Origin of the sequence: Butyricicoccus sp. OF27-2pH9A (genome assembly GCF_027693185.1) — a bacterium.
GTDB lineage: Bacteria > Bacillota > Clostridia > Oscillospirales > Butyricicoccaceae > Agathobaculum > Agathobaculum butyriciproducens.
In genome coordinates this window covers 407-646 of record NZ_JAQEXK010000060.1, presented here as the reverse complement: position 1 = coordinate 646, position 240 = coordinate 407, and positions in this window count along the sequence as shown.

Below are 240 nucleotides of genomic sequence, written 5' to 3'. Positions count from 1 at the left end.
CGCGGCTCTGTGGGGCGTGCGTCCATCAGCGACCAGCTCAAAGCCGGGAAAGCGGCTGCCGAACAGGCAAAGGCGGAACGGCCTCCGAAGGAAAAGCCCAGCCGTGGTGCAGAGCGTTGACCTCGGGCCATGCTGGCCCGAAGCAGAAAGGAGGCGGGAACCATGACACGCAAACGGACGGGCTATGACGCGGCCTGCTACTATGACGGAAAACTGCTGGGCCGCTGTACCAAAGCGGAT